Genomic DNA, 23,100 nt, shown 5'->3' on the forward strand with positions numbered 1-23,100 from the left:
CCCGCCCCCGGACACCGCACCCGGTTCGGCGCTCCACACCGTGCCCGGTGCGCCCAGGCACACAGCGGATGGTCCGGCACCGCGCATCGTGACCGATTCGGCGCTCGGCACCATGGTGACCGTGCGCGGCGGGGCGGCGTCGCCCTTCCGCGTCGAGCACGCGCCCGCGCTGATCGCGGTGGCGCACGGCAGCCGTGACCCTCGCTCGGCCGCGACCATGCGGGACGTGGTGGCGCGGATCGCGGCGCAGCGGCCGGATCTCGATGTGCGGCTGGCGTTCCTGGATCTGAGCACGCCGTCGGTGGATCAGGTCATCGATGCCGTTGCGGCCGATGGGCATGCACACGCCGTGGTGGTGCCGTTGCTGCTGGGCAACGCGTTTCACGCGCGGGTGGATCTGCCCGGCCTGCTGGACGCCGCGCGCGACCGGCATCCGCAGCTGCGGCTGACCCAGGCCGAGGTGCTGGGGCCCGATCCGCATCTGATCATCGCCCTGCGCGATCGCATCGTGGCGGCCATGGCCGCGGGCACCGACTTCCGGCCCGCCGCCGTCAGCGAGGCCTCGACCGGGCGGCTGCGCCGCACGGCCGGTCCGCGCTGGGGCATCGCCGTCGCCGCCGTCGGCTCGACCTCCGCGATCGCCAACACCCGTACCGGTGACGTGGCGCGACTGCTCACCGCCATGACCGGCTGGGACACCGAAATCTGTTTCGCCACCACACAACCCACGGTCGACAAGGCTTTCGCCCGCCTGCGGTCACGCGGCGCCGAACGCATCCTGGTCGCCCCCTGGTTCCTGGCCCCGGGCCTGCTCACCGACCGCCTGCGCGAGGCGCTGCCGCTGGTCCGGCACGCCGAGACGATCGGCGCGCACCCGCTACTGGCCGAAGTGGCATTGGACCGCTACGCCACCGCCGCGCTCCCGCTCGAACTCACCGCCTGACCGAATCCCGAAGCCCCCGACCGTCAGTCGAGGGCGACGCGGTCCCACGTGTCTCCGCCGTCGCGGGTCAAGTACAGGATGTCCATACCGTCCGGCGCCTCCCCGACGTAGCTCAGGCGGGCATAACCGGTGGCGGGCGTGAAGAACTCGCCTTGTGCGGGGGCCCCGCTGACCGACATCCCCTTCGGCGCCGGCGGGTTCAGCGTTTGCGCCCACGTCCGGCCGCCGTCGTGGGAGGTGCGCAGAGCGGTCGGAGCGCCGGGTTCGCCGGTCGGCACCGCGACGACCAGATCCCCGGTGGTGCCCGCCCCGATCAGCGTGGCGTACTTGCCCCGAGGTGCTAGCGCCCCGAGATCGGTGAAGGTGTCACCGGCATCGGTGGACACGTACAGGTGATGCTCCCCTTGCCGCGAGTCCACCTCGCCCGTGGGGTCACACGAGATCGCCAGTTCCGTGGCCGAGATCGCGGCCAGTTCCGGCCTGTTGACGCTGACGCACGGCAATGGGAACGACGACCATCTGCCGTCGACCACCCGAGCCCCCACCCATTTCGACGCGCCGCGTGCGGGCGTACTGACCACCCCCGCGAACCAGCTCGTCGATCCGGCCTGCACCACAGTGAAATCCACGGTGATCGACGAATCCCGGCCGCGTCCCTCCACGACCGGGAAGCGCGGTGTCGCGGTGAAATCGTCCGCGCCGACCGGGCTGCTGACCATCCGGACCTCGCCGGTGCGCCCGTCGAAGGCCACCACCCGCACGGTGCCGTCGGCGATCACCGCTCGCACACCGAATGCGGGGAGTTCGACGTCCCCGGGCAGCCGCACTCGCGACCAATGGCTTCCCCCGTCGTGTGACGACCACAGTTCCAACTCCTGGGCTCCGTACGTGTCGGGCCACCGCAGGGCGAACCAGTCACGAGCATCGGCGATTCCGAACCACTCGTAGTCGAATGCCGGCGCCGTCACCGGTTCCCAGTTCCGGCCGCCATCCACCGTGTGGAAGAGCCTGTCGCACTTGGTGCCGCAGTAGCCCTGCGCACCTCTCAACCAGCCCTCGGCATCGGAGACGAAGGTGACCGCGCCCGGTTCGAAAGGGGGCCCGACCAGTGCTTCGGAGATCTCGTCGCGCACCGTGTCGCATGCCACGGGAACAGCCAGCGACACTCCGAGCACAGCGCACGCCAGCACCTTGCCCCACGACTTCACTCGAAGCTGCTCTCTGCTCAACGGGTTTGGTTTCCGGGTTCGGGGAACGGCAGGTACGGGATGAGGGAGTGGGCGAGGTTGGTGATGGTGAGCGATTGCAGCCAGACTCGGCCGGGACCGGTGAGGGCGGCGAGGAACAGGCCGTCGCCGCCGAAGAGGACATTGCGGATGCCCTTCATCATGGTGATGTCGAAATCGACCGAGGCGTCGAACAATCCGACGTGGCCGGGGTGGACGCGCAGGGTCTCGCCCGGGGCCAGGTCGTAGGTGATGACCTCGCCGGAGAGCTCCACCCAGGCGTAGCCCTCGCCGCTGAGCCGCTGCAGGGTGAAGCCGCTGCCGCCGAAGATGCCCGCGCCCAGGCGCCGCTGGAAGCTCAGGGCCACCCGGACATCGCCCGAGGCGCAGAGGAATCCGTGCCGGTGGACCAGGTATTCGCGGTCCTTTCCGATCCGCACGGGCAGGATCTGGCCGGGGAGTTTCGCCGCGAAGGACACGCTGCCCGACCGGCGGTGCGCGGTGTACTCGGTCATGAACAGGCCCGCCCCGGCCATGGCCCGGCGGACCGCGCCGAAGACGCCGCCGGCCGCGGCCCGGGTGGAGGCGTTGAGGCGGATGCTCTCGGTCATCCACGACAGCTGGCCCGCTTCGGCGACGAGGCTGTCGCCGGGGTCGAGGGCGACCTCGAGCACCGGCATGACCGTCCCCCGGATTCTGGCGTCCATCAGGCTTCCCCTCCCGTGCGCACAACTCACCCCAGTGTGCCCGACGTCGACCGTGGCGTGATCGTCGTGGACTTGCCACCACACCGATGGGATCAGTAAATTAGGATTTCCTTACCTAACAGAAGGCTCGACATGCTCCAGATCAGCGGCACCCGGCAGCACACCGGGACAGCGGGCATCCCGCAAGACTCCTGGGGCATCACGGCCGCGTACGCGCTGCTGGCCACCGGCGCGCTGACCGCCGCCCTCTGGATCGCCGCCCACGTCACCGCGAGCCCGGCCGTCCACCACGGCGGCGTGTTCGTCCACCTCGCCTCGCTGGTGGTGGGATTCGGCGGCGTCCTCACCGCCGACTCGTTCGTACTGCGTTGGGCCGCGGGCCGTCTCGACCTCGCGTCGGCGCTGCGCGCGGTGAGCCGTCTGCACGTCCCCATCTGGCTGGGCCTGGCCGGACTGGTGGCCAGCGGCTGCGTGCTGGAACCCGACCTCTCGTCCACCATGACCCGCACCAAGCTGGCGCTGGTCCTAGCGCTGACGCTCAATGGAATTCAGGCCTACTCGCTCAATCGCAGACTCACCGCGCGCGGCGATGCTCCCCTGACCGCGCGGCTGCTGGCGTGGGGCGCGGCCACCGGGATGGCGTCGCAGGTCTGCTGGTGGGGCGCGACCGCCATCGGCTTCCTCAACGCCCGGCGCTGATCCCCCGCCCGATACGCTGGGCGAATGATCAAGGCTGCGGTATTCGATGTGGGCGAGACGCTGATCGACGAGACGCGCATCTGGTGCCGCTGGGCCGACCGGCTCGGCGTGCCCCGCTTCGCGTTCCTCGGCGTCATCGGCGGTATGGCGGCCACCGGACGTCCCCTCACCGACGCCTTCGCCCTGTTCCGGCCCGACCTCGACCTGGATGCCGAGCAAGTGGCCTGGGCCGCCGAGGAACCCGCGAGCCTGCGCAACAACTTCGACGCCGACGACCTCTACCCCGACGTGCACCGCGCGCTGCGCGAACTGCAGCGGCGCGGGATCACCGTGATCATCGCGGGAAACCAGCCGCCGCAGGCGAAGTCGGCGCTCGAGCGCATGGACCTGCCGGTGGACGCGGTCTACACCTCGGCCGAGTGGGAGCTGGAGAAGCCGGACCCCGAGTTCTTCGCCAGAGTCGCGGAGGTGGCGGGGGTCGAGCCCGGCGAGATCTGCTACGTCGGCGACCGCGTCGACAACGATGTGCTGCCGGTGCTGGCGGCGGGCATGCGGCCGGTGCTGATCCGGCGCGGGCCGTGGGGCTATCTGACCGCGGAGCTGCCGGACGCGGCCCGGGCGACGGTCATCGACAGCCTCGACGAGCTGCCCGATCTGCTCGCGCCCGCCTGAATTCCCAATACATGACGCATCAAGTGTGACGGCTGTTTTCCGCCAGCGGCTGGTCTCCGCGCGGCGTTGACTATGACATGTCAACGAAATCCGCTCTACCGCAAGGAGACACAGTCATGACCCGGTTCGAATCCAAGGTCGTCCTGATCACCGGTGCCACCTCGGGAGTCGGTGCGGCCGTGGCCCGGCGGATCGCCGCCGAGGGCGGGGCCGTCGTGCTCGGCGCACGCGGCAAGGAAGCCGGCGACCGCATGGCCGAGGAAATCCGCGCCGCCGGCGGACGGGCGCTGTTCGTGCCCACCGACGTCACCGTCGACGCCGACGTGGAACGGCTCACCGCCGCGGCGATCACCGAATTCGGCCGCCTGGACGGGGCTTTCAACAACGCGGGCGCGGTCAACGCCTTCGGCCCGGTGCAGGACATCGACGCGGCGGGCTGGCGCGCCGACCTCGAACTGAACCTGACCGCCGTCTATCACGGCCTGCGCCACCAGATTCCGGCGCTCGCGGCCACCGGCGGGGGCGCGATCCTCAACAACGCCTCCAACCTGGGTGTGGTCGGGATGGCGCAGGTCGCGCCGTATGTGGCCGCCAAACACGGGGTGGTGGGCCTGACCCGCGCCGTCGCCCTGGAAGCAGCGGACCGGTCCATCCGGGTCAATGCCCTGGTCTCGGGCGCGGTCGACACCCCCGCCTTCCGGAATTCCATGGGCGCCACCCCCGAAGGCGAGGCCGCCATCGCCGCCCTGCACCCGCTCGGACGCATCGCCCGCCCCGACGAGATCGCCGCCTTCTGCGCCTATCTCCTCAGCGACGAGGCGTCGTTCATCACCGGCGCGGCTCTCGCCGTCGACGGCGGCTTCACCGCCCGCTGACCTGCCGCGCACACGCGACAGGCCCACCACCGCGTCCGGGCACTGGAACGCGTGGTGGGCCGGTCACTCTGGTGTCAGGGCCGCGAAGCCCGCAGATCCCCGCCCCCTGACACCGGTCCACGCGAGGGATTCCCCTCACTCGACGGGACGAGGCGGGGCGGGCTGGTCGGTCCCGCCCCCGCCTGCGTCACCATGGGAAGCCGGCGGATGGTGGGACGCCACCGCCCGATCTCCCCCGCCACCCGCACCGGCGCGCGGGACAACGCGCCTGGTGAGAGCCAGACCGAAAGCCAACGCCGCCAACGACGACGAACCGGCGGGCCGCGCCGGACCCCGCTGCCCCGAGGCCCGCGATCGATCCGACGCCCGCGCCGAGCCCCGCCCGAGCGGGCGGAAAGCGCACTGCCGCAAGGGGTCAGCGTTTGCCACCGCCACCACCCTTGCCACCGCCACCGGCCCCACCGCCGCCGCCCATACCGCCACCGGCTCCGCCGCCCATACCGCCACCGTGGCTGCCGCCGGTCGAAGAACCGCGCGCGCCACCCTTGGACGAGCCGCCGCCCTGGGAACCGCCACCGGTCGCGCCACCCTGGGAATCGCCACCCGTCGCGCCGCCCTCGGAGCCGCCGGGAGATGCTGTGCCGCCGCCGGTTCCAGCGCCGCCATTGGCCCCGCCGGGCTTCGAACCGCCCGGGTTGGAACCGCCAGGGTTCGAGCCGCCCGCATTGGAGCCACCGGGGTTGGAACCGCCCACGTTCGAGCCACCCGGGTTGGAACCGCCGGGGTTCGAGCCGCCAGGGTTGGAACCGCCAGGATTCGAGCCACCGGGGTTGGAACCACCCGGGTTGGAACCACCGGGGTTCGAGCCGCCAGGGTTGGAACCGCCAGGATTCGAGCCACCGGGGTTCGAGCCACCGGGGTTCGAGCCACCGGGGTTCGAGCCACCGGGATTTGTGCCTCCACCGTTGGAGCCGGGTGAGGCACCGCCGGTGTTCGCGCCGGCGGAGTCGCCGGTCGCGCCGCCCCCTGCCGAGGCACCGCCGCCGGATGTCGTACCACCCGTGGTGGTTCCGCCGGGCGTCGAGGTGCCGGGGCTACCGGTGCCGCCGCCGGGGCCGCCTGTGGCACCGCCGGGAGTCGTGCCGCCGGGCTGGCCCGAACCCGGCTGGCCCGCACCGGGATGGCTCGTGCCGGGCTGGCCGCTGCCGGGTTGACCTGCGCCGGGCTGGGTTCCGCCGGGTTGCGTCGTGCCCGGCTGAGTCGTACCCGGCTGGCCGGTGCCCGGCTGCATCGTCCCGGGCTGAGTCGTCCCGGGCTGGCCGGTACCGGGCTGGGTTGCGCCGGGAAGGGTGCCGGGGATCCTGACTTTGGGGGTCTGGCCGACGTAACCGCCGATGGTCCAGCCCGCGAGGACGGGGTTCTGGAACGGGAGCGGGTTGGTGAACTGGGCCGGGTTCGCGTAGGTGACAGCGGGATTGGCCAGGGTCAGGGCGCGGGTCTCGCAGTGGCTGCCGCCGCCGGTGGTGTCGACGGGGCGGCCGTTGTACCAGGTGGAGGTGACCGTCGGGGCCTGCGGCGCGTAGCTGCGCACGGCGGCGACGGTGGCGACGGCGTGGGAGCGAGTGCCCGCGGGGGCGGCGGCGTCGTCGAGGACCCTGACGTCCCCGCCGCCGAGGGCCGAGGTGCCGGCGGGCGGGTCGGTGGGTTCGGGGGCGGCCTGCATTCCGGGCGGCCCGGCGACGGGTCCGCCGAGCACGGTGGCGGCGGACATGGCGAGCGCGGAAGCGACTGCGGCGCCGGAGATCACGGCGGCGCGAGGGGCGTAGCGCCCGATGGCGGAACCGGTATCGACGCTGCGAAAGGCGGCGATAGCCGCGCCGACGGCGGCGGTGTGCGCGGGATCGGGCGACATGACGACCGGGCGGCCCAGATCGGACAGCACGCGCGCCACCTCGGGGGGCCGGGCCGCGCCGCCGATCAGCAGCACCCGGTCGATCTCCTCCATGTGCAGCCCGGCCCGGTGCACGACGGATCGGACCAGGCGTAGCGAATTGCGAATGTGCCAGCTGCGCAGCCGGTTCGTGTCGGAGGCGGGCACCACGGCCGAGACGGGCTCGGTCGCGCCGGGCGCGATGCTGCGCGCGTACTTGGCCAGCAGTGCGCCCAGCGGCCGCCCGCCGAAGTCGTACGACCGTTCGGCGCGGCCGAGGATGCCGCGCTCCTCCACCTCGGATTCGGTGCGCACCACGGCCAGATCGAGGCTGTTGCCGCCGAGGTCGTAGACCAGGGTGATCCCGTTCTCGGAGAGGCCGTATTCCTCGTCGAGCCATTCGACGGCGGCGACCGGTTCGGGCATCAGGGTGACGTCCGCCGCGCCGGACCAGTCCAGCGCCCGCCGGATGCGGGTGACGAGTTTGTCCGAATAGCAAGCGGGATACGTGGTTACGGCGGGCGCTTCGGGCGCATGGGATTCGATCAGCCCGTTCACCACCGCCGCGATGAGGTCCGCGGGCGACCAGATGCGGCCCCCGATGACCACCGGGTCGGGATCGGCCGTGAGGTCGGCGAAGTCGGTGACCACCGGCGCGAACCGGGGAACCCCCCCGATCTGCGGGCCGCCGGCGCTGTCGAAGGTGACAGCGGTCCGACGAACCCGCACGGCGGGTCGGTTCCTTTCACCGGCCGCGGTGGCCCATACAGAGTTCACTGTGCCGATGCTCATGCCAAAGCCAACTGTCATTGCTATCCCGTCAACGCACCGAGACCACGGCCCATCAGGCGTACCAACCATGTGGTCGCGGTCGTTTTCCAAACAGCGCGTTCAGGTTAGCTCGCGTTTGCGGGCATTGAATATCGAATCGGGAGCGAAGATTTCTCGCCCAGTAGCGAAGTTGGCGAATCTACTGGTCAGGAAACTGCCGCAGCAAGATCGAATCCAACTACCTCGCAAAGGCAACCGAACAGTCTTCGGTGATGGCTACACCGCAGCGAACATTAAATTCATACCGACCGGTAGGCGAGTAGTGTCCGAAAAACAAAACCGCATCGTCGGTACGGAAGGGCGGATTACCGATCACTGGTCGGTAGCTGACCCCGAATACCCCACGCAGGCCGCCGTGCCGTCCGTGATGCACGACGAGATCTCCTCTACTACCGGAGATGTCGCCGCAAGCGAACGCGGTATTACAACTCGCACAACACCATCGGTACAGCGGACTCGATGGCGTCGGCCGGCGTTCGCACAGACCCCCGAGATTCGCGGCCGCGGCGACGCCGGATACGTTGCCCGGCACAAAAAGTCGCGGCGGACCGCCCGGCGGGCCCGGACATGACGAAGGCCGCCGCACGCACAGGGGTTGCGTGCGGCGGCCTTCCAAGGGACGACGCCGACAGGGGTGGGGTCAGCGACGCACCATCAGGGGCAGCTTGCGCCGGGGCCGGTCGACCGCGCCACCACGGATGGCGTGCGGCTGCCGCTCACCGACGAGCCGGTCGAAATCGCCCGCGCCGCGGGCGGGCCGGGGCAGCCGCCCGGCATTGAAGTCGTCCACCAGCTGGCGCACCGTCTGCTGCGCGCAGGACTTGTTGGTCCCGATGAATCCGGTCGGGCCGCGCTTGATCCAGCCGGTCACGTACGCGCCGGACACCACCGCGCCGCCGGACTCCTCGAGCACCCGTCCGTCCAGGTTCGGGATGATCCCGGCCCGCTCGTCGAACGGCACGCCCGGCAGCGCCACACCGCGGTAACCCACCGAGGTCAGCACCAGTCCGGCGTCGAGGGTCTCGACATCCTCGGTCGGAACCGCGTGCACCGCACCGTTGTCGCCGGTGACGAGCTCGTTGCGCACCACCTCGACCCCGGTCACCCGGTCCACGCCCACGATGGTCACCGGCGCCGACAGGTACCGGAAAACGATCCGCTTGCGTCCGCCCACCGGCCGATCGGCCAAGCCGTGCAACAGCTTCAGCTTGTGCTCGACCTTCTGCGACATGCCCTCGACGATCGGCGGCAGCTCGCCCTCCACCACGATGTCGACATCGGCGCCCAGCAGGCCCACGAATTCCGGTACGGTGAAGGCGGATTCGGCCGGCCCGCGCCGCCCGAGGATCACGACCTCTTCGATATTGCTGCGCCGCAGCGTGTTCAGCGCCCGCTGCGACACATCGGTGCCGGCCAGCAGTTCCGGATCGGTGGTCAGGATGCGCGCCACGTCCAGCGCCACATTGCCGTTGCCCACGATCACCGCGCGCCGCGCCGACAGGTCGAAGAACCGGCCCGCCTGGTCGGGGTGGCCGTTGTACCAGGCCACGAAGTCGGTGGCGGAGGTGCTGCCGGGCAGCCCCTCGCCCGGGATCCCGAGCTTGCGGTCCGAGGACGCGCCGACGGCGTAGATCACCGCGTGGTGGTGCGCCAGCAGTTCCTCGTGCGAAACGTGCTCGCCCACATTCACGTTCAGGTACGAGCCGAAGCCGGGCTGCGCGGAGATCACGTCGAACAGCTCGCCTACCTGGCGGGTCTTGGTGTGGTCGGGCGCTACGCCGAAGCGGGCCAGACCGTAGGGCGTGGTCACCTTGTCGAACACGGTCACCGACACGCCGGGCTGGGTGAGCAGCTCGTCGGCGGCGTACATGGCCGAGGGGCCGGAGCCGATGACGGCCACCCGCAACGGTTCCCGACCGGGCTTGACCTCGGCCGCGGGAATCGGCATGGCCAGCAGCGGCCGCGGCCGTTCCTGCCGGTAGAAGTCGGCGTTGATCTCGATGAACGGCAGCTGCTCCGCGGTCAGCTTCTTCGACGAGGTGATGGCGTCCACCGGGCAGGCGGTCGCGCACGCCCCGCAGTCCACACAGGCCTGGGGGTCGACGTAGAGCATTTCCGCGGTCAGGAAGTCCGGCTCGTCGGGAGTCGGATGGATGCAGTTGACCGGGCAGGCGTAGACGCACGAGGCGTCGCTGCAACAGGATTGAGTGACAACGTACGGCACTGTACGTCCCCTTCCTACGCGACCTTGCCGGAGCGAATGGGCTCCGAGCGGTAGCGCGACGCCGGGCCGGAGATGCCGAGCAGCTTCCAGACCCGCTTGGAGATCGGGTTCATCAGACCGATCTCGTCGGCGAGGGCCCGCACATCGATGAAGTAGTCGGCGAAGACCTGCTTGGCCTCCTTGGAGCCGTAGAACAGCTCCTTGCGGACCTTCTCGGGGATGTCGAACTCCTGGAAGAACTTCTTCGGCGGGGTCGCGATGGACCGGCCCAGGATGAACATGATGACGGGCATGGCGATCGAGAGGATGAAGCGCTCGGCCGCGTTGCGCTCCGGCACGTGGTGCTTGAGGAACTCGTGTGCGAAGGAGATGTGGCGGGCTTCCTCGGCGACGTGGATGCTCATCACGCCGCGCATGATCGGGTGCACTTCCTCGCCCGAGCGCAGGATCTGCTTCTGGATGTGGTCGATCGGCTCCTCGCCGGCGAGCACCGCCATGAAGAACAGGTTCGGGAAGGCGACCGCGACGGGCACGCCGAGCAGGCGCAGCTGGCGGACGAGCGGGCCCATGCCCGGGACGTCCACGCCGATGCGGTTCACCATCTCCTGGAACATCAGGGTGTGGTTGAGCTCCTCGGCCATCTCGTGGGTGCAGTAGCGGAATTCCGCGTCACCATTGGGCAGCGAGAAGGTGTGGTTGACCATGCCGCTGATCAGGATGGACTCGAACTGCAGGCCGACCTTGGCGATATTGGCCTGGCGGTACTTGCCGACCGCGATCTGCTGCTCCACCGTCAGCGACTGGTACCAGTCGTGGCGGCCCAGCGGGTCCGCGGACTCCGGCAGGATCCAGCGCTCGGGGCGGGCGTTGGAATCGAAGTCCGGGTTGTCCCAGTCGATGTCCTCGTAGGGGTCGAAGTGCTTGTTCACCGACCCTTCCGAGAGCAGCAGCAGCTTGTCGGCGTACTCCTGAGCTTCGGCAACCACGGGGTCGTCAAGGGGGGTCGTGGTCGGAGACATCGTCGTCACCTCTCCAGTCAGTGGCGTTATGTGTACCCAATAGTTACACCAAACCGGAGAGGCGTCAACAACAGTTCGCAAGATGCTTGCACGAGTTAGCACGCCTGCACACGCGGTACGCGGGCGAACTCACTAGTAGCAGGACAAATGATCACTTCAGAGCGCCGCGGACCCCGTCAGAGCGCGGCCACCCGGGTGACACGCCGGAAGAGACCGGTCAGCGGATGATGACGATGACGTGCCGACTCCTGGGCCAGCAAACCCTGGCGGGCAGCGATGGCCGCGCCGTCGGCGATGGTCCGTTCCGGGTCGGAGGACACGACCACGGGACGGGCCAGCTCCTCGGCCAGCACCTGAGCCACCTCGGGCGGCCGCGCGGCACCGCCGACCACCAGGATCCGATCCACGTCGGCCATGGTGACGTCCGCGATCCGGAGGCACTTGTAGACCAGGACGAGCGATCGGCGAATGTGGCCGGCGCGCAGTTCCCCGGAGTCCTCGTCCGACAGCCCGCGCGGCACCACCGGCGAGCCCGCGGTGCGCCGCAGTGTGCGCGCCACCACGTCACCGAAGGCCCGGCCGCCGTAATCGGCCGAGTGCAGCGGCATGCCGACGATCGGGTTGCGGGGCGCGCCCATACCGACGCGCAGCAGCGTGACGTCCAGCCCCGCCCCGCCGAGGTCGTAGACCAGCGCCAATCCCGGTGTGAGCGGCCCGCGTTCGGCGGCCAGCCAGGAGGCGGCCGCGATCGGCTCGGCCACCAGGGTGGCCCGGTCGAGGCCCACGCCGTCCAGGGCGGTGCGCAGATCGGCGATCAGATGAGCGGAGTAACCGGCCGGATGGGTCACCGCGATACCGGTCTGCCCGTGGTCGAGCGCCCCGGCCGGGGGTTTGCCCAGCACCTCCGCGAGCACGCTGTAGGCCACGGTGGCCACCAGATCCGCGGCCGAGAGCGCCCGGTGCCCGACCCGCGCCATCGGCGCGCCGCGCTGGCCGAGATCGGCGAAATCGGTGATGACGCGGCCGTGGCGGGGAATGCGACCGACGCGGGCGGTCCCGGAACTGTCGAAGGTGAGGGTGGTGCGCCAAGTGGCCGGAGGAATGCCTCGACGGCCGGGCGGCAGCTTTCCGGTTCGATCGGCCGCCGTGGAGCAGACCGTGTTGACCGTGCCGATACTCAACCCCACACCGAACGCCATCATCCACCTCGATCGACGAGTCCATCGGGCCGAGCGTTCGCACGGCCGTCGAACTCGACCCGAATTCATGCAACTCCTGCGCCGGATGCTTGCCAACCACCGGACACGCGATTGTCCGCACGTGCGCCGCAGAGCGTCGACAACCGTGTTGTCCAGGCGGGCGATCACGAAAACCCGCCGCGCACATTCCGATCGCGAGATGTTCGCCCGAACTCACCCATTCGCCGGAAACGCGACGGCCGAGGCCACCCGGTACGCCCGGTCTCCGTATCCACGAGAACGCCACCCACGAGAATCGCCCCCGCACCGGAGAATCCGGAGCGAGGGCGATTCCGTCGATCTGTTCGACTACTTGGTGGTCGAGCCGAACAGCGTATTGCTGAGCACCGAGACCACGCTGTAGGCCAGGTTGATCAGGTCCGCACCCAGACCCGAGTCACCGGTGAGCATCGTGGCCAGCGGGCCGAACAACTTCGCGGCCATCTGCACCAGCGAGCCCACGCCCCCCGCGCCCAGACTGCCGGACTTGGAGTTCTTGTCGGTACCGGGAGCCTGCGCGCCCGGGGTCGACTGGGTCCCGAGGCCGCCCGGCGCCGCCGAATTCCCCTGACCGCCAGGGGTGCTCGGCGATTGCCGCACGGGTGCGCGCAGATCCGCGATCGCCCGCACCGCCGGGGTGGCGGGCTTGGTCTGCGCGGCCGGCGGCTGAGTTCCGTTCTGCGGCTGGGTGGTTCCCGGCTGCGGCACGGTCCGCTGCTGGATGCCCGGCTGCGGCGGAGTCTGCGCGTGCTGCCAGTTGTTCAGGAACTGATCGGCGAGCTGCTGGAAGACCTGGAGCCCTTCTTCGAGCACCGCCGCACCCGGCTGCTGCGCCGGATTCTGTTGCGCCTGACCGGTACCGGGCGCGCCGGGGTTCTGCGCCGGGAGCGCCGGAGTCTGCCCGGGCTGGGCCTGACTCGTCCCCGGCTGAACCTGACTCGTCCCAGGCTGGGCCTGACTCGTCCCGGGCTGAGACTGACTCGTCCCGGGCTGGGCCGGAGCCGCCGGAGCCGCCGGAGCAGTCGGAGTCGGCGAGTGCGGAGCCTTCGCCGGAATGACAACCGCCGGAACCTGCGGCACTACCGCCGCGGGAGCGTGCGGTGCAACAGCTTCGGGAGTCGGCTCCGGGGCCTGCGGAGCCACGGCCTCGGGCACGACGGCCGAAGCCTGCGGGACAGTGGCCTCGGGAACCGGAACCGCGGCCTGCGGGGCCAGCGACGCCTCGGGAGCCGGACCCTGCGCCGGAAGCTGTTGCGCCGACTGGGTTCCCGGCTCGGCAGCCTTCTCCGCCGGCTTGTCGGTGGCTGCGGGCACCGGCACGCCGAGCAGGTAGGACGCGATCCCGGTGGTGATGGTGACCGCGTGCTTGAGCTGTCCCTCCGGGGTTTCCAGCTGCTGGGCGTCCTCGGCGTTGGCGCCGTTGCCCATTTCGAGGAAGACGTCCGGCACCAGGGTCAGCGCGGGACCCGCCACGTCGGAACGGGTTTGGAGTCCCTCGGCGGCGCCGTTGTAGGTGGCGGCCTGGTACCCGCTTTGCAGGTAGGTGTCGCGCATGGCCTTGCTGGCGGCCAGGCCCGCACCGGACTGCACCTCGTTGACCTTGGCGTCGGGGACCGGCAGCTGCGGCACGATGAGGTGGAAGCCCTTGCCGTCGGCCGGCCCGCTGTCGGCGTGGATGCTGACGGCGACGTCCGCGCCGGAGGCGTTGGCGGCCTTGGCCCGTTCGTCGATGCAGCCGCCCCAGCCGGTGTCGTCCGGGCGGCTCATGACCACGTGCGCGCCCAGGCCCTCGAGCGAGGTGCGGACCAGCTGCGCGACGTTCCAGGTGATGGTGTGCTCGGCGATGCCGTGCAGGGTGGTCATGCCGGAGGTCTGGCACGCCTTGGTGCCGCCGCGACCGTCACTGACCTGTTTGTCGGTGTCCTGACTGTGATTGGGCCCCTGATGGCCCGGGTCCAGGAAGATGGTCTTTCCGGCCAGCTTCTGGGGTAGTTCGGGTAGCGCCGGCGCGGCCAGCGCGGCGACCGGAACTATCCCGGCCACGGTGGTGATGGCCGCCGCGGTGACGACCGTGCAAATTCCGGACTTGGTGATGCTTCGTTTCATAAGCGGCGGCGCTCGGGCGGAGCGCCCCTCCCTTCCCACTAGTAACACCAGACCCAGCAGCTCACTCTTGCAACACCAGTTACTACCTGGCAAGCATCGTGACGGAACCGTTACCAGTGGTCAAACGACCGAAATGCCCTGATCCGGAGCACTACCGGGCGCAATGGCAAACGACCACAGCGCCAACTATCCCCCACCCCGCGTGTCCCGCCCGGACGACGCGCCTGAGCGGCTCGACGCAAGCCCTCGGCGTCGAACCGCACGGACGAAAATGGCTGGTCAGGCCGAGACGATCTGGTCCCCGTCGACCCGAATGGCGCGGGCGTCCAGCGCCCGCGGCGCGGGCCCGCTCGCGACCGATCCGTCCAGATTGAAGGTGCTGCCGTGGCACGGGCATCGGATCAGGCCGCCGGATACCGAATTCACGTTGCAGCCCAGGTGTGTACAGACGGACGAGAAGCCCAGGAACGACCCCGCGGACGGCTGGGTGATGACGGTGCCACCGGTGATCAGACCCCCGCCGACCGGCACGTCGGAGGTATTGGCCAATACGTCCAGTTTCTTCGCGGGTCTCGAATCCGGCCCGCCCGGCTCTGCTTTGGGCGCCGCGGACGCAGGCCCGTCGGATGTGGTGCCGCAGCCCACCACGGCGAGCGCGGTGGCGGCGACGGCGGTGGTGGCCAGCGCGGTGCGCCGGTCGAGGCGGAATCCGCCGGGGCCGGCGGTGGTGTCGGTCATCGGAAACTCCTCGCTCGGGGCCGGACCGATGCGATTCGGCCGCTGCTTGTTCGACGTATGGGAAGGGTCGGTTGGTTCACCCGATTACGCGCTCAGCGGTACTCGCCGCAGCGACCGCAGCGCGTAGTGCACGCGAGTTTTCACGGTGCCGACCGGAATGCCCAGATCAGCGGCCACATCCTGGTAGGCGCGGTCGCGCAGGATGACCTGGACGACGGCGTCGCGCTGCGGAGCGGGCAGCTGCGCGAGCAGCTCGGCGACCAGCAGGCCGTCGGTCAGGTCCTCGGTGAAGTCGGGCCGGGCGCATCTGTTCTCGGCCTGTTCGCCGATCTCGTCCCAGCAGGTGTCGCCGGGGCGCGCGGCCCGGAAGCGGGCGATGTCGATAAGCACATTGCGTTCGATGGTGAGCAGCCAGGTGCGCACGCTGCCCCGGTCGGGGTCATAGCTCGCGCAGGCCCGCCACGCCCGCAGCAGGGTTTCCTGCACGGCGTGCTCGGCCAGACCCGGATCGCCTAGGCGACTCATGGCCCGCCAGTGCAGCAGACCGCGATCGGCGGCGAGGACGGCCGCGAGCCCGGAGTCGGTACACAGCCGGGCACAGTGTCCAGCGCATCCGGTCATGACCGGGCGAACTCTTCCCATGACTGAATATCGCGCTGGAGGCCGAAAGAGCATCGCATCTTTGTGAATTCCCAGGAATCGCCCGATTTCCCGAAAACAGACCGGAATTTCTGATAAACCCCTCCCCGGGAGATGCGGGGATCGCCCGACACCGTACGACGGGAACCGTGCGGTGCAGTGAACTGCTCAGGGAGGAACATCGTGCGTGCAGGCGCGCTCGTAGCGACGGGAGCATTCGCTTCCGCGCTGACAATGGCGGCGTCGGGAATTGCGGCGGCCGAACCGGCCACCGATATCACCGTCGACGGCACCTATTTGGTCAATGTGGATATCAAGCCGGGCACCTATATCGGCGACGGGACGATGGATCCGGCCCCCGCGGGCTGCTTCTGGCGGCGGCTGTGGAAGGTCCAGACCCCCGAGGACTACGCGGACCCCAACTTCTACATCATCGCCAGCGACTTCACCCGGCTGCGGTCGATCACGGTGGAGATCAAGGCGACCGACGTGGCCTTCTCGACGCAGAACTGCGGGGCCTGGCACATGGCGCCCGCACGGCCCGACACCGGATCGTTCGGATAGTCGGCCCACGCTGGTGCGGGGTATCGGCTCGTCCCGGTACCCGGCATGGGCGTGGCCGGATCACTAGGGTGAGCGCATGACCAGGCAGAGGATTCTCATCACCGGCGCGAGCTCCGGACTCGGCGCGGGGATGGCCCGCGAGTTCGCGAGCCGCGGGCGCGATCTGGCGCTGTGCGCCCGGCGGGTCTCGAATCTGGAGGCGCTGCGCGCGGAGCTGCTGGGCGCGCACCCGGGCATCACGGTCGCGGTGCGCGGCCTGGACGTGGACGACCACGCGGCCGTCCCGAAGGTGTTCGAGGAGTTGCGCGAGGAGCTCGGCGGGCTGGACCGGATCATCGTCAATGCCGGGATCGGCAAGGGCGCGCGTCTGGGCACCGGCCGCGCCGACGCCAATCTGGCCACCGCCACCACGAACTTCGTGAGCGCCCTGGCCCAGGCCGAGGCCGCCATGGGCATCTTCCGCCGCGAGAACACCGGTCACCTGGTGCTCATCTCATCGATGAGCGCGGTGCGCGGGCTGCCCGGCAAGAAGGCGGCCTACGCGGCCAGCAAGGCGGGCGTGACCGCGCTGGGCGAGGGGCTGGCCATCGAGCTGCGCGGCACCCCGATCAAGGTCACCACGGTGCAGCCGGGATTCATCGCCACCGACATGTCCGCCAAGGCCGGGGACGCGAAACTGGTTGTGCCGCTGGAGAAGGGCGTGCATTCGATGGTCGCCGCCATCGAGCGCGAGACCGTGCGCGCCTCGGTCCCCGAATGGCCGTGGCGGGTGCTGGGTGCGGTGATGCCGATGCTGCCGCGCGCGATCATGGCCCGGATGGGCTGACGCCGGGTTCGTGGCCGGGAATGCCGATCGAAGGTCGCGACCCGGCCGCTAGCATCGCGGCCATGGCGACATTCACCACCTGGGACGGGCTCGAACTCAGCTACCGCGTATGGGAGGGCGAGGGCGTCCCGGTGGTGTTGCAGCACGGCATCGTGGCCGACACCAATGCCAACTGGATGAGCATGGGCGTGGTCGCGGCGCTGGAACAGGCGGGCCACCACGTGATCTCGCTGGACGCGCGCGGGCACGGGCGCTCGGACAAGCCGCACGACCCGGCCCGCTACTCGTGGCAGGCCATGGCAGACGACATGCGCGCGCTGTTCGACCACCTGGGCCTGGATCGGGTCGCGGTGGTCGGCTACTCGATGGGCGGGATCATCTCGCTGCTGGTGGCGAGCGCCGACGAGCGGGTGCGGCGGCTCGCGATCGGCGGTATCGGGTCGGGCGTGGTGGATTGCGGCGGCATCGACCGGCGGGTGATCGCGGCGCAGGACATCGTGTCCGCCATGTCCGGCGACGCCACGGCGGTCACGGGGCTGCCGAGCATGTTCCGCCGGCTGGCCGACGCGCTGGGCGCGGACCGCGAGGCCATCGCCGCCGTGGCGACCGCCCTGCACGAGGCCCCGATCGAATCCCTCACCGGCATCACCGTTCCGGCCCTGGTGCTGGCGGGCGACGCCGACCCGCTGGCCGCCGAACCCGAACGCCTGGCCGCCGCGCTTCCCCACGCGGAGTGCGTGGTGGTCGAGGGCGACCACCTCGCCGCCGTCGCCGACCCGGCGTTCTCGAAGGCCCTGGTCGACTTTCTGAGCTGAGAACGGCTGTGGCTTTCAGGGGCATCCCTGAAAGCCACAGAGTTGGTCCTGAAAGCCACAGAGTCGATCAGTACTGCTTCCGGTGCGGCACGAACTCCAGGGAGAGCAGTGCCAACGCCGCGATCAGCACCTCACGCCACCGGATCAGCACGTACCGCTGATCGCCGAAAGCGTTGAACTTGCGCAGGAATCGGTACAGCGATTCCAGCCGGATCAGCGGATCGCCCAGGCGCACCGCGAGATACACCGCCTGCATGGTCCGCGACCGATGCTTGTCGGCGAAGATCTCCGGAAACGCCGCGAACGCCAGCGAGATTCGCTTGATCCCATGTTCGCGCGCGTAATCCGCCAGGTCCACGATCATGCGTTCGTCGAGTCCGTTGGGTGCGTCGCGCCGCCGCCACGGCACGTCCAGGCTGAGTTCTTGGCCGTTGCCGGAGGTCCCGTAACGCTGGAACCCGACCACCTGACCGTCGGCGTCGCGGGCCATCACCACCAGCATGCCCGGGTGCCGTCCGTCGAGCAGGTGGTCGAGGATCATGGAGAAGCCGCGGGTCTGCCGCCCGGTCCCCCATTCGTCGACGATGGACAGCAGGGTTTCGCGCTGCGGTTCGGTGAGCGCGACCTCGGGCAGGATCTCGGTGGTGACGCCGTAGTTCCTGGTGCGGCTCACGGCCTGGCGCAGATTGCGGAACTTGCGGCCCACCAGGTCGAAACGGTCGACGTCGATGACCACGTCGCGGCCCACGGAGATGGCGTGCAGCCCGCGGTGGTCGACGGCCCGCCGCTGCCACAGCTCGCTGACCTCGGGACTCGCCCCGAGCACCGCGATGCGCCAGCCGTGGCTGCCCGCGAACAGCGAGAACTCGGTGAGCAGATCCGGGAACCGCGCGGGGTCGCCGAGCGGGTCGCCGGAGACGACGGCGATGCCGAGCCGGGCCCGGTAGGCCAGCGCCGCGGAGCCCCCGTCGTCGAAGAAGTAGGTCTTGGACGAGTGCAGCGCGAACGGCGCGAGCGGATCCCGCGCGCTGCGCCGAACCAGTTCGGCCACCCGGGGTAGCTGTTCGGGTTGCGGCTTGCTGCCCTGTGGCAGCACCAGGATCGCGCCGCTGACCGAGAGGAACGCGAATCCGACCCCGGGATGCTCGGTGCGGTAGGCGAAGTTGGAGACGACCAGGGTCATGGCCGCGCCGGTGAGGTGGGGCAGCGTGATGGGCCGCCGCAGGTAGAGTCCGCGCGCCACGAACAGCCCGGCGACCGAGACGGCGATGAACCAGCCGTGGTCGTCGCCTTCGTGGGAGGCGCGTTCGGCGGCCCAGACCAGGATGACGCTGCCCAGGACCAGAGCGCCCATCAACCCGACCCGGGTGCTGGGCCCGGCGACGAAGGTGGTTTCCCGGTATGCGGTCAGCGTCGGATTCGGTACGCGTTCCTCACGCATCTGGACCCCTTTTCTCCCGCGTCTCCCACTCGACACTATGTGTGAGAGACGGTTCGAGGCATCGGGTTATTCCGGCCAGCCCAGCCGCGGCGTGGTGAGCACTGGATCTGTGATGCCATTGTGGCAGGCCAAACCGACAGAGTCCCAGCCCGCGAGACTCGATCCGGACTCATATGCGGATTGGAAGAAGTCCAGCGCGGTGGCGACGGGGTCGGCCGTGGCGCGGACGTCGTCGTAGGACAGGTAGGCGCTGTGCCCGGAACCGGACGCCACCCAGCGGGCCTGTTCGGGTCGCAGTGGTTTGTCGCTGAGCCCGGTGGGTTCGGGCGCGGTGTAGGAGTAGAAGGTGGGGGCCGGGACCTTGTCGTCGCCGAACCAGAATCCGGCGCTGATCACCTCGCGGGAGTAGGCCTCGCGGGTGACCAGGTCGACGGTGTCGGGCATGGGGATCTTGCGGTCGGAGAAGCGCTGCACGGCCAGATCGAAGGTGTGCCAGAAGATCTGGACGGGGCTGATCTTGCCGGAGTAGGTGGCGCTGAACTGTTCCAGGATGCGTCCGACCTGGCTCTGCACGTGGAAGGCGCGTTGCGCGGCGGCGGGGTTGTAGGTGTGGTGTTGCTCGTCCTCGTCGAAGGGCCGCCCGTGGTCGGGCAGGTCGAAGGGGGTCGGGTGAGCGAGCGCCACCTCGACGCCGAGGTTGCGCAGCGCGTTCATGGTCTCGATATAGAAACTGGCCACCGATTGCCCCGTGAGCGGCACCTCCTCCTCGGTGCCGCGGTCGTTGCAGACCCGCAGCACGTGGTCGAAGAAGTCGAACGAGCAGGTGAAGACGGGGCCCTCGGTGGCGCTACCGAGCGGCACGGTGGTCCAGCCGCGCGCGGTGAGCCGGTAGGTCATGTGCCACCAGTGGTTGCGTCTGATCCCCTTGGCCAGGGCCACTTTGCCGACGATCTGGGCGTAGCGGTGCAGGGTTTCCTTGGTGGGCCGCCATGAGTCGAGCGGGATGGCGGGAAGTATGTCCTGAGCCATCCGCTCATGCTACTCAGCTATCAGTGCGTTACCGCCCGTCGCCGGTGTGCCCGGCGAGCAGTTCGGCGAACGGCCGGACCGCGCCGACGCCATTGCCGGAGTTGCGGTGCCGGACCGGTTCGTCCTGCAGGAAGCCCTGCACCGCGGTGGGTGCGGCGACGATCTGCTGGGCGAGTTCGGACGCCGCCCGGTGTACGCGCTCGGTGAGTCCGGTGGAGCCGAAGTCCTCGGTCGCGGCGAACACGCCGGTGGGGACGACCACGGCCCGCAGGTAGGTGAACAGCGGCCGCAGCGCGTGATCGAGCACCAGCGAATGCCGGGCGGTGCCCGCGGTGGCGGCGATCAGCACGGGCATGCCGTTGAGCGAGTCGGTGTCCAGGACGTCGATGAACATCTTGAACAGCCCGCTGTAGCTGGCCGTGAACACCGGGGTCACCGCGATGATCCCGTCGGCGTCAGTGACTCGCTGCCGGGCCGCGGCCACGGCGGGCGTGGGCAGCCCGCCGGTGGTCAGGGTGGTGGCGAGATCGCCTGCCAGTTCCCGCAGTTCGATCACCTCGACGTCGAGGCTCTCCCCGCGCCCGCCCACCGCCGCGGAGACCGCGGCGGCGAGCTGGTCGGCGAGCAGCCGGGTGGAGGAGGGCTGCGAGAGCCCGGCGGTCAGGACTACCAATGTGCGACTCATGCTCGGCCTCAGTTCTTTTCGGCGAGCACGCGCTCGCGGGCGGGCTCGACCAGGTGGTGCGGGGCGTCGGGGCCGGCGGCGACCAGCGACGCGTGGGTGGGCGGATCGCTGGGCACGCCGGCGGGGCGGCGGGCCTCGAACTCCTTGCGCAGCACCGGGACCACCTCCTTGCCGAGGATCTCGATCTGCTGCAGCACCATGTCCAGCGGCAGGCCGGCGTGGTCCATCAGGAACAGCTGGCGCTGGTAGTCGCCGACATTGTCGGCGAAGCCCAGGGTGCGTTCGATGACCTGTTCCGGGGTGCCGACGGTGAGCGGGGTCAGTTCGGTGAAGTCCTCCAGCGACGGGCCGTGTCCGTAGACGGGGGCGTTGTCGAAGTAGGGCCGGAAGATCTTCTTGGCCTCGGCCTCGGTCTCGGCCATGAACACCTGGCCGCCGAGTCCGACGATGGCCTGTTCGGCCGCGCCGTGCCCGTAGTGCTCGAAGCGGCGGCGGTACAGGGTCACCATCTGCTTGGTGTGCTGCATGTCCCAGAAGATGTTGTTGTGGAAGAAGCCGTCACCGTAATAGGCGGCCTGCTCGGCGATCTCGGGCGAGCGGATGGAGCCGTGCCACACGAACGGCGGGGTGCCGTCCAGCGGGGCGGGGGTGGAGGTGTAGCCCTGCAGCGGGGTGCGGAACTTGCCTTCCCAGTCCACGCGCTGTTCACGCCACAGGCGGCGCAGCAGGTGGTAGTTCTCGATGGCGAGCGGCAGTCCGTCGCGGATGTCCTTGCCGAACCACGGGTAGACGGGTCCGGTGTTGCCGCGGCCCATCATGAGGTCGACGCGGCCGCCGGCCAGGTGCTGCAGCATGGCGAAGTCCTCCGCGATCTTCACCGGATCGTTGGTGGTGATCAGGGTGGTGGCGGTGGACAGCACCAGCTTGTCGGTCTTGGCGGCGACATAGCCGAGCATGGTGGTCGGCGAGGAGGGGACGAAGGGCGGGTTGTGGTGCTCGCCGGTGGCGAACACGTCCAGTCCGACCTCCTCCGCCTTGAGGGCGATGGAGACCATGGCCTGGATGCGCTCGGCCTCGCTGGGCGTCCGGCCGGTGGTGGGGTCCATCGTCACGTCGCCGACGCTGAAAATTCCGAACTGCACAGGTCCTCCTCGGGTCGCGTCCACATTTGGTGGATATGGCAACCACTTGAACATAGCGGGTCGGGAGGGTATTCCTGAGCGGGACAGGGGCGTGATTCGCGCCACTGCCGCCAATGCGCCACCACGCCCGCCACGGGTCCCGAATTCCGGCGGCACCTGCTTCGTTCCGGAGCCGAGGACTGACCAGTACCCGCAATCCACTTGCGGGTACAGCGAAACACTCAGTAGTGCAAGATCTTTCGAAGTATCCTGAACATTCCCCGCGCAACGCCGGAGATCTCGAGCATGGACAGGGGGTAGATCCAATGGCGGACAACTCCGTCGGTGCGGCATACGCTGTCGTCGTCACCGCGGTCGCCGATCCGATGCAGGTGGAGGGCCTGGAATGGGATCGTGCGGTGGAATTCCTGCCCAGTATCGATTCGCACATCCTGAAGTCGTGGGTGCGAGATCAGGAGGCCGGGCCCGACCCGCGCCGCGGCGTGGTCATCCCCGGCCCACAGCGCCGCGTCGGCCAGCGACATCCGTATCGGGAGGTGTGCGTCCCCTCGGCCGAATACCAGCTCTTCAGCGCCGCGGTCCGCAGCAACCGCCGCCGCGCCACCGCCTGCGCCGAGGAGGAAGGCCGCCGGCGAACCCGCGTCCTGTCCGCCGCCAACTGCGGCTGACCACACCGCTACCGGCGCACGCCACCGGACCGCTCGGGGGGTCGAGCGAATATCCGAGCCGATCGCGCCGGCGTGCCACACTC

Annotated in this window: 21 protein-coding genes; 8 read left to right on the forward strand and 13 right to left on the reverse strand. The window is 69.7% G+C overall.

Features of this window, described 5'->3' with window-relative positions:
* Positions 1 to 112 precede the first annotated feature (112 nt).
* Positions 113 to 943, forward strand: a complete 831-nt coding sequence (locus tag ACFYTS_RS22215) for a sirohydrochlorin chelatase (RefSeq protein ID WP_357279030.1) — start codon at positions 113 to 115, stop codon at positions 941 to 943.
* A gap of 23 nt (positions 944 to 966) precedes the next feature.
* On the opposite strand, the gene ACFYTS_RS22220 is transcribed toward ACFYTS_RS22215, so the two are convergent.
* A complete protein-coding gene (locus tag ACFYTS_RS22220) occupies positions 967 to 2,151 on the reverse strand; it encodes a hypothetical protein (RefSeq protein WP_387306827.1) in 1,185 nt (394 codons plus the stop codon).
* A 17-nt stretch (positions 2,152 to 2,168) separates the two neighbouring features.
* Complete coding sequence (locus ACFYTS_RS22225; protein WP_387306829.1) at positions 2,169 to 2,876, reverse strand: AIM24 family protein; 708 nt, start codon at positions 2,874 to 2,876, stop codon at positions 2,169 to 2,171.
* 132 nt (positions 2,877 to 3,008) lie between these two features.
* On the opposite strand from ACFYTS_RS22225, the gene ACFYTS_RS22230 reads away from it, so the two are divergent.
* From ACFYTS_RS22230 to ACFYTS_RS22240, 3 genes are all read left to right on the forward strand, one after another.
* A complete protein-coding gene (locus tag ACFYTS_RS22230; RefSeq protein WP_357278624.1) occupies positions 3,009 to 3,575 on the forward strand; it encodes a hypothetical protein in 567 nt (188 codons plus the stop codon).
* A 24-nt stretch (positions 3,576 to 3,599) separates the two neighbouring features.
* Entirely contained in the window at positions 3,600 to 4,247 is a 648-nt protein-coding gene (locus ACFYTS_RS22235) for an HAD family hydrolase (protein WP_387306831.1), read from the forward strand.
* A gap of 116 nt (positions 4,248 to 4,363) precedes the next feature.
* On the forward strand, positions 4,364 to 5,122 hold the full coding sequence (locus tag ACFYTS_RS22240; RefSeq protein ID WP_387306833.1) for an SDR family NAD(P)-dependent oxidoreductase: 759 nt from the start codon (positions 4,364 to 4,366) through the stop codon (positions 5,120 to 5,122).
* Positions 5,123 to 5,537: 415 nt separating this feature from the next.
* On the opposite strand, the gene ACFYTS_RS22245 is transcribed toward ACFYTS_RS22240, so the two are convergent.
* From ACFYTS_RS22245 to ACFYTS_RS22275, 7 genes are all read right to left on the reverse strand, one after another.
* On the reverse strand, positions 5,538 to 7,781 hold the full coding sequence (locus ACFYTS_RS22245; RefSeq protein ID WP_387306835.1) for an Hsp70 family protein: 2,244 nt from the start codon (positions 7,779 to 7,781) through the stop codon (positions 5,538 to 5,540).
* Between the two features lie 742 nt (positions 7,782 to 8,523).
* Positions 8,524 to 10,107 carry an FAD-dependent oxidoreductase gene (locus tag ACFYTS_RS22250; protein WP_387306837.1) on the reverse strand — a complete coding sequence of 528 codons (1,584 nt, stop codon included), beginning with the start codon at positions 10,105 to 10,107 and terminating at the stop codon, positions 8,524 to 8,526.
* 14 nt (positions 10,108 to 10,121) lie between these two features.
* Positions 10,122 to 11,126: a diiron oxygenase gene (locus ACFYTS_RS22255; protein ID WP_357278634.1), complete on the reverse strand. Its 1,005-nt coding sequence runs from the start codon at positions 11,124 to 11,126 to the stop codon at positions 10,122 to 10,124.
* 176 nt (positions 11,127 to 11,302) lie between these two features.
* Positions 11,303 to 12,325 (reverse strand): Hsp70 family protein, encoded by a 1,023-nt coding sequence (locus ACFYTS_RS22260; protein WP_387306839.1) that lies wholly within the window; start codon positions 12,323 to 12,325, stop codon positions 11,303 to 11,305.
* 348 nt (positions 12,326 to 12,673) lie between these two features.
* A complete protein-coding gene (locus ACFYTS_RS22265) occupies positions 12,674 to 14,470 on the reverse strand; it encodes an N-acetylmuramoyl-L-alanine amidase (RefSeq protein ID WP_387306841.1) in 1,797 nt (598 codons plus the stop codon).
* Between the two features lie 279 nt (positions 14,471 to 14,749).
* Positions 14,750 to 15,208: a Rieske (2Fe-2S) protein gene (locus tag ACFYTS_RS22270; RefSeq protein WP_357278640.1), complete on the reverse strand. Its 459-nt coding sequence runs from the start codon at positions 15,206 to 15,208 to the stop codon at positions 14,750 to 14,752.
* Positions 15,209 to 15,292: 84 nt separating this feature from the next.
* On the reverse strand, positions 15,293 to 15,829 hold the full coding sequence (locus ACFYTS_RS22275) for a sigma-70 family RNA polymerase sigma factor (RefSeq protein ID WP_357278642.1): 537 nt from the start codon (positions 15,827 to 15,829) through the stop codon (positions 15,293 to 15,295).
* A 201-nt stretch (positions 15,830 to 16,030) separates the two neighbouring features.
* Between ACFYTS_RS22275 and ACFYTS_RS22280 the strand changes: the two genes are divergently transcribed.
* The 3 genes from ACFYTS_RS22280 (at position 16,031) to ACFYTS_RS22290 (ending at position 18,052) form a co-directional block, all read left to right on the forward strand.
* On the forward strand, positions 16,031 to 16,411 hold the full coding sequence (locus tag ACFYTS_RS22280) for a hypothetical protein (protein ID WP_387306844.1): 381 nt from the start codon (positions 16,031 to 16,033) through the stop codon (positions 16,409 to 16,411).
* A 76-nt stretch (positions 16,412 to 16,487) separates the two neighbouring features.
* Positions 16,488 to 17,237: an SDR family oxidoreductase gene (locus ACFYTS_RS22285; RefSeq protein WP_387306846.1), complete on the forward strand. Its 750-nt coding sequence runs from the start codon at positions 16,488 to 16,490 to the stop codon at positions 17,235 to 17,237.
* A 62-nt stretch (positions 17,238 to 17,299) separates the two neighbouring features.
* A complete protein-coding gene (locus ACFYTS_RS22290) occupies positions 17,300 to 18,052 on the forward strand; it encodes an alpha/beta hydrolase (RefSeq protein WP_357278648.1) in 753 nt (250 codons plus the stop codon).
* Between the two features lie 67 nt (positions 18,053 to 18,119).
* Here ACFYTS_RS22290 and ACFYTS_RS22295 read toward each other — a convergent pair whose 3' ends face one another.
* The 4 genes from ACFYTS_RS22295 to ACFYTS_RS22310 form a co-directional block, all read right to left on the reverse strand.
* Complete coding sequence (locus ACFYTS_RS22295; protein WP_357278650.1) at positions 18,120 to 19,493, reverse strand: phosphatidylglycerol lysyltransferase domain-containing protein; 1,374 nt, start codon at positions 19,491 to 19,493, stop codon at positions 18,120 to 18,122.
* A gap of 66 nt (positions 19,494 to 19,559) precedes the next feature.
* Positions 19,560 to 20,522, reverse strand: coding sequence for a DUF5996 family protein (locus ACFYTS_RS22300; protein ID WP_357278652.1), 963 nt, complete (start codon positions 20,520 to 20,522; stop codon positions 19,560 to 19,562).
* Positions 20,523 to 20,550: 28 nt separating this feature from the next.
* Complete coding sequence (locus ACFYTS_RS22305; RefSeq protein ID WP_387306849.1) at positions 20,551 to 21,207, reverse strand: CE1759 family FMN reductase; 657 nt, start codon at positions 21,205 to 21,207, stop codon at positions 20,551 to 20,553.
* Positions 21,208 to 21,215: 8 nt separating this feature from the next.
* On the reverse strand, positions 21,216 to 22,349 hold the full coding sequence (locus tag ACFYTS_RS22310; protein WP_387306851.1) for an LLM class flavin-dependent oxidoreductase: 1,134 nt from the start codon (positions 22,347 to 22,349) through the stop codon (positions 21,216 to 21,218).
* A gap of 305 nt (positions 22,350 to 22,654) precedes the next feature.
* Between ACFYTS_RS22310 and ACFYTS_RS22315 the strand changes: the two genes are divergently transcribed.
* A complete protein-coding gene (locus ACFYTS_RS22315) occupies positions 22,655 to 23,017 on the forward strand; it encodes a hypothetical protein (protein WP_357278658.1) in 363 nt (120 codons plus the stop codon).
* Positions 23,018 to 23,100 lie beyond the last annotated feature (83 nt).

The organism is Nocardia sp. NPDC004151 (assembly GCF_042874235.1).
GTDB lineage: Bacteria > Actinomycetota > Actinomycetes > Mycobacteriales > Mycobacteriaceae > Nocardia.